General features: G+C 39.5%; 15 protein-coding genes. All 15 read left to right on the plus strand.

The window, feature by feature from the left end; genetic code table 11:
• The first annotated feature begins 169 nt into the window (after nucleotides 1-169).
• Entirely contained in the window at nucleotides 170-553 is a 384-nt protein-coding gene (locus tag ACQEXU_RS21265; RefSeq protein WP_427012222.1) for a hypothetical protein, read from the plus strand.
• 144 nt (nucleotides 554-697) lie between these two features.
• Entirely contained in the window at nucleotides 698-1,315 is a 618-nt protein-coding gene (locus ACQEXU_RS21270) for a DUF5677 domain-containing protein (RefSeq protein WP_427012223.1), read from the plus strand.
• Nucleotides 1,316-1,459: 144 nt separating this feature from the next.
• A complete protein-coding gene (locus tag ACQEXU_RS21275; RefSeq protein ID WP_258518768.1) occupies nucleotides 1,460-1,900 on the plus strand; it encodes a hypothetical protein in 441 nt (146 codons plus the stop codon).
• Nucleotides 1,901-2,049: 149 nt separating this feature from the next.
• Nucleotides 2,050-2,544, plus strand: coding sequence for a rod shape-determining protein MreB (locus ACQEXU_RS21280; RefSeq protein ID WP_256913771.1), 495 nt, complete (start codon nucleotides 2,050-2,052; stop codon nucleotides 2,542-2,544).
• A 138-nt stretch (nucleotides 2,545-2,682) separates the two neighbouring features.
• Nucleotides 2,683-3,216, plus strand: a complete 534-nt coding sequence (locus tag ACQEXU_RS21285) for a hypothetical protein (RefSeq protein WP_427012224.1) — start codon at nucleotides 2,683-2,685, stop codon at nucleotides 3,214-3,216.
• Between the two features lie 145 nt (nucleotides 3,217-3,361).
• Nucleotides 3,362-3,610, plus strand: a complete 249-nt coding sequence (locus tag ACQEXU_RS21290) for a hypothetical protein (RefSeq protein ID WP_069513812.1) — start codon at nucleotides 3,362-3,364, stop codon at nucleotides 3,608-3,610.
• A gap of 189 nt (nucleotides 3,611-3,799) precedes the next feature.
• Nucleotides 3,800-4,348: a hypothetical protein gene (locus ACQEXU_RS21295; RefSeq protein ID WP_239908958.1), complete on the plus strand. Its 549-nt coding sequence runs from the start codon at nucleotides 3,800-3,802 to the stop codon at nucleotides 4,346-4,348.
• 178 nt (nucleotides 4,349-4,526) lie between these two features.
• Entirely contained in the window at nucleotides 4,527-4,730 is a 204-nt protein-coding gene (locus ACQEXU_RS21300) for a GDCCVxC domain-containing (seleno)protein (RefSeq protein WP_279630721.1), read from the plus strand.
• Between the two features lie 180 nt (nucleotides 4,731-4,910).
• A complete protein-coding gene (locus ACQEXU_RS21305) occupies nucleotides 4,911-6,251 on the plus strand; it encodes a hypothetical protein (protein WP_427012225.1) in 1,341 nt (446 codons plus the stop codon).
• A gap of 147 nt (nucleotides 6,252-6,398) precedes the next feature.
• Entirely contained in the window at nucleotides 6,399-6,962 is a 564-nt protein-coding gene (locus ACQEXU_RS21310; RefSeq protein ID WP_258520477.1) for a hypothetical protein, read from the plus strand.
• Nucleotides 6,963-7,100: 138 nt separating this feature from the next.
• Entirely contained in the window at nucleotides 7,101-7,406 is a 306-nt protein-coding gene (locus tag ACQEXU_RS21315) for a hypothetical protein (RefSeq protein WP_427012226.1), read from the plus strand.
• Between the two features lie 282 nt (nucleotides 7,407-7,688).
• Nucleotides 7,689-9,329 (plus strand): TIGR04141 family sporadically distributed protein, encoded by a 1,641-nt coding sequence (locus ACQEXU_RS21320; protein WP_427012227.1) that lies wholly within the window; start codon nucleotides 7,689-7,691, stop codon nucleotides 9,327-9,329.
• Between the two features lie 165 nt (nucleotides 9,330-9,494).
• Nucleotides 9,495-10,031, plus strand: coding sequence for a ClbS/DfsB family four-helix bundle protein (locus tag ACQEXU_RS21325; RefSeq protein ID WP_427012228.1), 537 nt, complete (start codon nucleotides 9,495-9,497; stop codon nucleotides 10,029-10,031).
• A 249-nt stretch (nucleotides 10,032-10,280) separates the two neighbouring features.
• Nucleotides 10,281-10,589, plus strand: a complete 309-nt coding sequence (locus ACQEXU_RS21330; RefSeq protein WP_427012229.1) for a hypothetical protein — start codon at nucleotides 10,281-10,283, stop codon at nucleotides 10,587-10,589.
• Nucleotides 10,590-10,741: 152 nt separating this feature from the next.
• Nucleotides 10,742-11,206, plus strand: coding sequence for a GIY-YIG nuclease family protein (locus ACQEXU_RS21335; RefSeq protein ID WP_010448940.1), 465 nt, complete (start codon nucleotides 10,742-10,744; stop codon nucleotides 11,204-11,206).
• Nucleotides 11,207-11,479 lie beyond the last annotated feature (273 nt).

The following is an 11,479-nucleotide window of genomic DNA, read 5'->3' on the forward strand; positions in this document are numbered from 1 at the left end:
GTTCGGGTTTAGTTCTGTGTTTATGGCGATCCAATTTAGTGTCGTGGTCGCGTGCTTCACACCTTAATTGGGCGTTATGAGCATCATTTTACTGTGAATAAACTCGCATTGCTTATCGAACCTTACCTTAGCTCTCTAGTTTTGATGAACAATGATAAACGGAGGTTCTATGATGCGTGAAATCGAGTTTATCGCTCATTCTCGAGCGCTTTCTTATTGTCTATCGTCCGTTTTCGGTGGTGTGGCAGTTTTGCTGACAGTGGACTTTGTTTTTTCTATGGAGCAAAGTGCAATTACTTATGGCTTTGTGCTTGTAGGCGCTGCAATTCAATATTTCTCCACTAAGCGTAAGTGTGATAGCAATCTGACAGCGGATGATGATGAGGTGTATTTATTTAGCATTCCGGCTGCATTGAGGTATCAGAAGTCACTAACAGGCCGGCCTTATATTCGTGTTACATCCTTGACTCAAAAGGGTTATCACAGGGTGAAGGTTTTTAAATCTTGGGTTTCTGAACAGGACTGGCAGTTCATGCTGTCCAGATGCACATAACAATAAATTTAAGCAGATTCGCAACGCTTGGCATTTTGGGTTTGAATCGGCTTAAGTGTTTACGGCACAATTGTTTAGCTTAGGTGGCAGCGTTGCTCACAACTTAATTGGGCGTTAGGCGTCAAATCGAAGTAAGAGGTATAAATGACACAGAAAAGAACAGAATTGAGAGAGCTTTTACTAACATCTGAATCTAGGATCAAGTCATTGTCGCAAACGCTAGAAAGCGACAAAGATAGAGCAATGCTAGCACTCTGGAATAAGTTAATTAAAAACAGCTTAGCTATTCTCATGCTTGTCGACGGAGACTTGAAAGATGAAGCGATTTCAATACAAAGACTTGCGCTAGAACATTTGTTTAACTTATTTGCACTGGCTCGAAATGATAGCTTCTATGATGAGTTTATAAATGGCTCTCAATTTTCCGTGGTAAAAGGAATGAAAGCCCTTCATTCAAGCATCGAGAAGCGCGATGAAGATTCTTTGACTCCAGAGGGTAGATCTGATCTAGAAGCTGCAATGAAGCAAGCTGAAGATAACCCAATTATTTCTTTGGGTTACAGTATTTATAATGCAGCAAATAAGTCTGAGTTAGGTCCACTTTATGACTCACTGTATCGAGCTTGGTCTGTCTCGTATGCTCATTCAACAGCCATTTCGATTTTGCGTGAAGTGTCTGACACGGAGGATGAAATACTGAATGAGACATGTGGATTTTTGAAGTTTGCATATAGTTTGAGTTCTGAGGTTTGGGGAGAGTAAGCGCCTAACAAAGCATTTAAGAGTGATTCACAACGCTTGGCATTTTTCATTCCATCGTTGGGTTTTGTGTTTACGGTGGCATGGTTAAGTTTCGTGGTTGCGTTGCTCACACCTTAATGCGGCGTTATGTGTTTTGAGGAAAAAATGAAACTAGAACTTATTAAAATTGCTACGAATGTAAGAGAACTGCTTCAGCAAGTTATTGATGAAGCTGACTTTGTTGATGTTGAGCTACAGGGTTTTCCATCAGGCTCTTGTGAAATATCTAGTGTAATGCTTGGACTAATCCTTCAGGACATAGGTCATCAAGTTGTTCTTAAAGTCGCAAAACGTCCAATCCCAAATGATACGAACACTTATAATCATGTATGGCTGTACGTTGATAATCGCTTTACGGTAGACATAACAGCTGATCAGTTTGAAGACTGCAACGATATGGTAGTCGTATCTGAACAATCAGACTTTCATGAAACATTTGAGATTTATCGGACTGATAAGGTCTCCAAGTCAGTATTAAAAGGTGGAGTATCACAAGGCTACATGCAGGAATTTGAAAAGGTAGTGGGCTTGTTGAAACACACATAACAAAGCATTTAAGAGTGATTCCCAACGCTTGGCATTTTTCATTCCATCGTTGGGCTTTGTGTTTACGGTGGTATGGTTACGTTTCGTGGTAGCGTTGCTCACACCTTAATGCGGCGTTAAGTGGCTAAGTGCAAACTATGGAGATTTTCGTGTTTGATTTAATAAATAAATTTTTACAGCAATCAGATTTGCTAATTGAATTGGGTAAGGACCAAATACAAATCAAATCATTTTCTTCAGATATCGTATTTCAAGATTCTCCCTATATTGCTGTAGAGACGACGGGTGAAGGTCAGACTATTAAGGCTATTGGCTCAAAAGCCAAACTCTTGTCCTCGAACAGTGTTGAAGTATCCAATCCATTTGAATCGATTGCATTGGAGCGAATTGATACTTATCGCGGGAAGCGAGTTATGGAGCTTTTCATTTTTGAAATGCATAAGTTGGCCAAATTTCGTCTTTCGCCACGTATAGTTGTACATCCTCAAGAACTATCAGGATGCATGTCTCAAGAGTTCGTAAAAACCCTTCTACAGTTGGTAACAGAAGTTGGTGCCAGAGATGTAGTTGTGTATGAAGGAAGTCGAATAGATCACCTTACTGAAAGTTTTAAGTCTGTCAAAAATAGGTGTAGCGCCACTTAACAAGGCGTTTAAGGCAGATTCCCAACGCTTGGCGTTTGGCATTCAAAGTTGGTTTTAGTGTTTACGGTGTAAGGTTTTAGGTAAGGTGGCTGGCGTTGCTCACTACTTAACGCGGCGTTAGCTGAAACGAGGATTACAATGGATTACTGGATTCACTACTTATTCAAAGAACACTCTGAAAGTGAACTTAAGGATTGGGCGTCACGATTACAGTTCTTTCGCTATCGTAGAGCATATGGTGGTCATGCAAATGATGGAGATTCTCTTGATGTTGCTCTCAAGTATGACTCTACGAAAATGCTAGTGGATATACTTAGACATCTGGGCATTGAGCCGACCGTTTATTCTGAGAAACCACAACAACCGACACCTAACACTAGTTATACTTATGAAGAGTACTGCTCATTCCCAAGATTGATTTCTGGAACAAAATGGATCGAGCAACCTAGTTATTGCAATATAGACGGGATAAAAGTACATATAAGTTGCGAACGAGAGATTATTACGATATCGCTAAATCATCGAGACAAATACACCGTCACAACTGAGGATATAGAGTGTGCCGAAAAGTTGGAAAGTAAACTGGGTAAATTAAAGCAGCATATAGTAGACCCGCCAACAGATACGAAACATTATGTGTGTCCTAAATATTACCCCGACATCTTCAGCTAACAAAGCATTTAAGAGTGACTCACAACGCTTGGCGATCTCAGTTTAAACTTGGTTTTAGTGTTTAAGGTGCAGTGGTTTAGGTTCAGTGGTTTAGCGTTGTTCACACCTTAATGCGGCGTTATGTGCTAGAGAGTTGGAGGCGAATATGAGCCAGAAAATTAGAATTCATGGCGATGAGTGGGACCTACAACATTTACAGGAAGATATTGATTGGGCGCGGGCTCAAAAGTGGCAACTCAGAAAATACTTCAAACAAGATGACCATACGCATTGTGTAATTTGTTTTTGGACAATCTTCAATACAGATGATAATGAGTCAGGTATGGCATATCTATGCAAGCCCAATATATGGTTGTGTAAAGAGTGTTTTGCTAAGTTCATCTCTCAGAGTTAGATGCACTAATCGTGAGCTAGGGTAATCCGCACATAACAAGGCGTTTAAGGCGGATTCACAACGCTCGGCATTCTGAGTCTTAGTCAGCTTTAGTGTATACGGCACAATACTTTAAGTATGGTGGTAGCGTTGCTCACCACTTAACGCGGCGTTAGGCACCAGCAGAGTTACGCGTAGGATAATAGTTATATGAAGACACTCGAATTTGTAGCATCAATAATAGATTCCCTTGCATGGCCAGTAACAGTATTTCTTTGCATCCTGATCTTGAAAGAACCTATGGGTAAGTTACTTGGCCGCGTATCTAAGTTTAAGTATGGTGAAATAGAAGCTGAGTTCCAAGAGCGACTAGAAAAACTAGTCGCGTTTGAACAAAGTGAGGAAATTAAGGTAAATGCTGATACTGCTGAGGCATCCGTGTACCTTGAAGACTTGGCGGAAACATCGCCCAGAGCTGCGGTATTGGAAGCATGGTTGAAAGTACAAAAGGCAACTAGCGCCTTTTGTACTGCTAAAGGATTTCCTCAGAATGTTTCTCATCAAGGTCTATTTAAACTTGCTAGAGAAAGAAACTTAGATATCGACGCATTTAAAACAGTTCATCAAGAGCTTCGTTTATTGCGAAATAAGGCAGTGCATGCGAGTGATTCAGATATTACTCCTGCAACAGCTCGACAATATATAAAGAATGCTAACTTCTTAGCAGACGAGTTCACGATGAGGGCAAATGGTGCCTAACAAACTGTTTAAGAGTGATTCGCAACGTGTGGCATTTTTACTATGCGTTGGTTTCTGTGTTTATGGTGCTATACGGGAGCTTCGGTATTGCGTTGCTCACACCTTAACAGGGCGTTATGTTGCTACTGAGGTTCTATGCTTAGAATGAGCTCAGAATTAAGGAAAAACTCTCGTGAAAATAGTATTGGAATCGGAGTTAGTTTGCCCGAAGTGTGGACATAAAAGCAGGGAAGTAATGCCCACAGATTCATGTCTCTACTTCTATGAATGTAAAGGGTGTGGTGAACTACTCAAGCCTAAGGCTGGCGATTGTTGTGTATTTTGCTCTTATGGGAGCGTCCCTTGTCCACCAATCCAAGAGCAGGGCAAGTGTTGTAGCTAGTCAGTTGAACGCTATTTCTACACTGAAGAAAATCAACATAACAAGCAATTTAAGAGGGATTCCCAACGCTTGGCATTTTTGCTTCTACTTCAAGTTTAGTGTTTATGGCACAATGCTTTAAGTTGGGTGGTAGCGTTGCTCACCCCTTAATTGGGCGTTAGGCCGGCGAAATGGAGTGTTATGACTACTTTTATTAAAAACGTAAATGAGTTAGAGGCTCATTTTTCAAAGTATAAGAAGGGTTACTTATATCGCGGACAGGTAAAGCATTTTGTGGACTCTAAAGGACGCACAAATATTCCTACATCTTTCAGCAGACATGGCTGTATTCCTGATGTTATGTTCAAGTGGACTCATTATGCTAAAGCGATGATTCGTGGTTACTCTGGCGTCGACTACTTTGATATAGACTTAGAGTTGTCTCAAGCAATATTGCAACATTATGGTTGGAGATCATTCTATGTAGATTTAACTAAGTCTTCTTCAATAGCATGTTGGTTTGCATCAAATGCATATGAAGAATCTAAGTCTATTCATATGAGTGAAGACATACATGAGAACCCTGTATGGCTGGTTCACAAAGATGCCAAATATAGTCAATCTAAAGGAAACGGTCATATCTATATAATCGATTGTTTAGCATTAGAGACCTTGGGTATTAAAATTCATGATCTCACTTTAATGCAGGGCAATGAAGGAAAGCTTAGATTCGATGCTCAACAAGCGTGTTTAGTTGGGAACTTGAATGACCGGCTGCCTCCTCAAGTTATTGCGTCACACATTGAAGTTCCGAGCAGTGTGTTGAAAGACTATTGTGACAAAAATTCAATACACGATGTCTCGGATGTATTCCCATCAAGCGATAAAGACTTTGTATTAAAAACACTTTTAAGTTTGCCGTGGGAAAAAATGAATGTCGATAGCCCGATATCTACGTTTCGAAGAGGCTTAGAAATCCCAGATTATGAAGATAACTTTATAAAACATCTTCCTCCAAATGTTACTCTATACGAAAATTTCTGGGTTTCTGATAATAGAAATGATTCGGACAATCCATTTAAGGGACTGACTTTTTATAAACTCCCGCAAATCTCATATTATGCTAATACCAATGAAGAATTTGATTTAGGTCTTGTTAGTGACGCTCTCAAAAGACATGGTGACTTTGTTGTTGAGATGGATGGCTTAGTGAAAATAGTGGAGGCGCAAGAGGAATATATTTATGAGAAAGGAATACATGTTTCAGTTGATGAAGATGGGCATATTTCGGTATCTGGGTTAGTTGTCTCTCATCCAAGTAATGTTGTTGCTGGTGTGGGCACTAATGTTGGCTGGGTCTACAAAAATAATCATAATGTCTGGAAGCGAGTCGACCATCAAAACGAGTGCCCTTGTAATAATTCACTTAGACATCAGTTGCAATTTTCATTACTCAGAATGCTTAATGAAGCGATAAAGAATAAAGAGTTTATTATCGAGAATAACTGTTGTTACAGGCATAAGAGTGTCCCACCGGCCTAACAAGGCGTTTAAGGCGGATTCACAACGCTTGGCGGTTTTGGTTCAAGTTAGCTTAAGTGTTTAAGGTACAATGGTTTAAGTATAGTGGTTGGCGTTGTTCACCACTTAACGCGGCGTTATATATCTTTTTGAGGTTCATTCATTAAAATGAAAGATGTTGAAAAAACGGTGAGACGAAGCCGAAAATTTGTAGTGTTTATTTTCGTGGTTACTGTCAGTGCCTATTTATTATGGTTTTATTTTATCCAAAAACAAGGCTTAAGTGCTGATGCTAGTGTATGGGGCGCTTTTGGTGATTTTGTTGGTGGTATTCTTAACCCTCTCATTGCGTACTCGGCATTCTATTGGCTGACGGTTTCAGTATTGATACAAAAACAAGAATTATCTGATACAAAGCAAGCCCTAATTGAATCAAGCTTAGCCCAGAAAGAGCAGGTTGAATTCGCCAGAATAGCTGCCAAAGTCGATGTACTAAAGCTTCGATTAAATAAAATTAACATGCAGTTAAGTGCTCAGACCGATTATCGTAATCATCTTTTAAGCAATGGATTACAAAATAGTAGCGTCAAGGTGGTATTTAATCTAGACGGTGATGCCGTTAACCCAAAGAATGAATTTAAACCTTGCAATGAGAGAATTGAATCCTTAGCTAAGCAGCAAGATATTTTAATTAATGAAATTCAGAAGCTTACGGATATACAAGATATATAACAAGCAATTTAAGAGGGATTCACAACGCTCGGCATTTTTGCTTCTACTTCAAATTTAGTGTTTATGGCACAATGCATTAGGTTTGGGTGAAGGCGTTGTTCACCCCTTAATTGGGCGTTATACAATTTAGAGGTAGAAATGACTATTGGTGCGTTATTTGTGTTTGCTTTGGTGTTACTAGCGGGTATTGATGCAATCTCGTCTATTAAATCAGGCAAGAAACTAGATGATGAATCAAGCAATTTGTTATCTTCTTTTTTGGCACTCTTTGTCATGCCAGCAGTTTCAGGTTTCACCGCTATTTCTCTGTTAACTAAGGGCTATGTAAGAGATCATCTGTTGATCTATTTTATAGTGTGGGGACTGCTTTGGTTTGTAGGGCTTTGGATTATAAGTAAAGTTGTCGATTTGCTAGTTCGAGCGTACCGTAAACCAAATGTATAACAAGCAATTTAAGAGGGATTCACAACGCTTGGCACTTTTGCTTCTACTTCAGTTTTAGTGTTTATGGCACAATGCTTTAGGTTTGGGTGGAGGCGTTGTTCACCCCTTAATTGGGCGTTATGTAGCACAAGGAGTTTTCATTTCTATCAATAATTTACTCGAAAAATCACTCATTTTGTCACGTAGTGAAAAATAGTGGGGAAATGACAATAAAAGTCAGTGCAAAGCTGATGAAAGTCCGCATAAAATTAAAGGGTATAACTCTCCCTTTTAGGTCTAGTAATGACTGATACTACTCAATATCAACATTTGAACGTTTTTCTCGCTTATGAAAAGCACCGTACAGCATCGCTCCACAAGTTCTTAAAAGCTAATGCCGACTATGAGACATACAATCTCAAACCTTCTTTAGAAATAGAGGGGGCTCTTTTCGTTAAAAAGTCTGAACCTAATCCTCCAAGTTGGGCTAGATTTGCTAAGTCCCTTACTATCAAACCAATTGAAGAGCTCCAAAATCGTTCAAGTTCTGCCGCCCTAATAATAAGGAGCTCAAAAGCAGTGATGGCTATCACTTTTGGGTATGGTCGTCATTTGCTTGATATGGACTTTTTTGTTACCGACTTTGGTATAAAAACAGCTTTAAATACACTAAATCACGATACGCTTCGTAGCGTTGATGTTGTCACATTGGACGAACAAGGTGTTCAGAAAAAAGCACAAGCGTCACGCTCTAGTAGTGTTGATGTTTTTGGAATCGATATATCAAAAGACTTATTAAAAGGGGTAACAGGTTCACCTAAATCCGGTGTTGGTCTATTTAATATATCTGGGAGCGGCTCTACCTTTTCGTTTGGAAAAGAAATAGCGATTAAAGAGTTGCCAAAGTTGGTGGATCAAATATACGCCCATTATAAAAGTAGCGACTATAAAAAGTCATTTTCTTGGGTCGATAATATAAGAAGACTGCAAGAGAAAGCTGATACTGAACCATTGAACAAAGAGCTCCTTAAAGAGCTTCAAAAAAATACACCTAATATCGTGATATCGATACCTGAGATGTTAAACTGGGATGACGTCACTGGTTTTAGTTTTACTAGAAGTAAAGGGGTTGTAAAGCCGGTCATAGACAGCCTTGATTACTATTCAAGCTTAGATAAAAGCAGTCTTTCGGTAGACTCCTTGAAAAGGGATCGGTTATTTGTCTTTAAATCTAAGGAAGATGATACAGAATATAAGGTATATGACTGTTTATACTTTGAAATAAAAAAGGCAAAAAACACTTATATCTTATTCGCCGGTGTATGGTACGAGATTGCTGAGCATTTTGTTTCTTCAATCAATGAAACTCTTAAAAAAATACAAGTGACCTCCCTAAGTTTCCCTAAAGTTTATACTTGGGAAGAAACAAACGGAAAGGGCAAAGTCGTTGAAAAAATTGAAACTGAAGGTGATTACAATATAAGGGCGGCTAAGGAAAAAAACTACTATGTCCTAGACCAAAAGCTTGTCAAAAGCAGCAGGGCAACAACGCCTGTTGAACTTTGCGATCTGCTGACAAAAAACAGTCAATTTGTTCATGTTAAGCACCGTAAAGGTGGGTCTGCTGGTCTCAGTCACCTTTTTGCCCAAGGGAATGTTGCGGCGGAAATTATGTTAGGAGATAAGGATTTTAGAGTCGCGGCTAGGGATGTTATTCGTAAGAAAGTTTCTAAAGACGTTGTTAATGTTGTTCCTGTGAACAAGTTAGATAGTTCGAAAGTAGAGATTGTGTTTTTAATTCTTGGCGAGGATTCGAGCACACTGAAAGACAATTTGCCTTTTTTCAGTAAAGTTAACCTAACAAAAACTTATGAGAACCTGAGTCAGAAAAATTTCACAGTCACTATTGCCGGAGTTGGCAAAGTGGAGAAAAGCAAAACATAAGTGCTACATAACAATCTGTTTAAGAGTGATTCGCAACGCTTGGCGATTTCAGTTTAAACTTGGCTTTAGTGTTTAAGGTGTAATGGTTTAGGCTAGGTGCTTTAGCGTCGTTCGCACCTTAATGCGGCGTTAGTGCTTATCTATTGACGATGAACGGAGTTTGTTATGGCTAGACCGAAAACCAAGGAAGAGTTAATTCTTCAAGCTCATGATAGTTTTATAAAGCTATTTCGATATATCGATTCAATGCCTGAAAATGTGTTAAATACTGAATTTGATTTCTCCAATGACAAAGGCAAAAAGGAATTACATTGGGGCCGCGACCGAAACCTTCGAGATGTATTGATACATCTGTACGAATGGCATCAGTTGTTACTGAAATGGATTAATTCGAACATGGTGGGACAGAAAGCCAGCTTTCTCCCTGAACCATACAACTGGAAAACATACGGTCAAATGAACATTGAATTTTGGGAGAGGCACCAAGAAACAGAATTGTTGGCAGCAAAGCATTTGCTTCAGGAAAGTCATGAAGCGGCGCTAGAGTTGACTAAAAGCTTTACTAATGAGGAGCTTTTTACTAAACAGTATTTCAATTGGACCGGCACAACAACTTTAGGAAGCTACTGTGTATCTGTGATGCCAAGCCACTATGATTGGGCGTTAAAAAAACTCCGAGCTCATGCAAAAATGCATTCGTAAAAAGTACGCACTAACAAAGCATTTAAGAGTGACTCACAACGCTTGGCGATTTCAGTTTAAACTTAGTTTTAGTGTTTATGGCACAATGGTTTAGGTAAGGTGGTAGCGTTGTTCGCACCTTAATGCGGCGTTATGTTTCCCATAAGGCAAATTGGTTAGTGGTTAAATGGACTTATAGGTTAAATCGATGTTTAATATATTTTTAAATCAATAACTAAAGTGATAAGTCGTTAGAAGGTTAAAAGAAATATGAAGTTGATTAGGTCATTGTTGATTCTGAGTGTTGGTGGATATTTATCTGGCTGTAGCATTATTTTGGGAGAGCCTAGTGAAAGGGTCAGTGGTTTTACTGATTTTGAACTTTGTACAGAGCTTGCTGATAACACATTTAAATATCGTCCTGAGTGGGTCTGGGCTCTTTCAGATGAAATTAAGAAAAGAGAACTGGATAGTTCAGAGTGGTGTGAAAATACCTACAAATCGCGGATGGAACGACACCTTAGAAAAATAAAAGCTACTCCAATCCCATTTGCAGATGCGCTTTACAATATGAAATAGATAACTCAAACATAACAAAGCATTTAAGAGTGACTCACAACGCTTAGCGATCTCAGTTTAAACTTGGTTTTAATGTTTAAGATGCAATGGTTTAGGTTAGGTGGTTTAGCGCTGTTCGCACCTTAATGCGGCGTTAGGGCTACAAGGAAATTATGGCACTCTATTTTATTATCGAAAACGAAGACCTAATTAATCAGCGGATTAAAATCGGAATAAGCAAAGATCCGGTTAAGCGTCTAAAGGCTTTGCAAACGGGAAACTCGAGAAGACTTGCATTAATGGGCTGGATTGACAGTGGTACTGATCGTGAGCTTGAAAGGCAACTGCACCAGAAGTACAGAGAGCAGCGTGTAATTGGGGAATGGTTCGAAATAAACCATGAAGTTGTACTCGACTTATTAAAAGCGCATAGCCACTGCAGTTATATCGCAAAACAATCTAACGCAGGTGAATTGATAGGTTATGACAGGCATGGAATCCCCGAATATGAAGATACGTGGGAGTGGGGAACACTCGATAATTCAGATTATTGCCCTGAGTGCGGTAGTAGCCTAGGACTTAGTTACAATGAAAACTATGGCGGTGAACGCTGTTTAAAGTGTGGTTTCACCGTGTAGTTGCAGCCCTAACAATCTGTTTAAGAGTGATTCGCAACGCTTGGCATTTTTGCTATGCGTTGCGTTTAGTGTATAAGGTGGTATGCGGGAGCTTCGGTATTGCGTTGCTCACACCTTAACAGGGCGTTATGTTTACTTGTATTTCAACGGCTTAAATGTCTTAGGCTCTAGTTCTTTGTCCCTTTGGCAATTCGTTCCTAGTAGACTCAGCAAATCCGCATTGTCGGCCTAAGTTCTTGAATCACTCAGCCCGTAAAACATGCCAATGTTCGC

It is taken from the genome of Vibrio sp. TRT 21S02 (assembly GCF_050113675.1).
Lineage (GTDB): Bacteria > Pseudomonadota > Gammaproteobacteria > Enterobacterales > Vibrionaceae > Vibrio.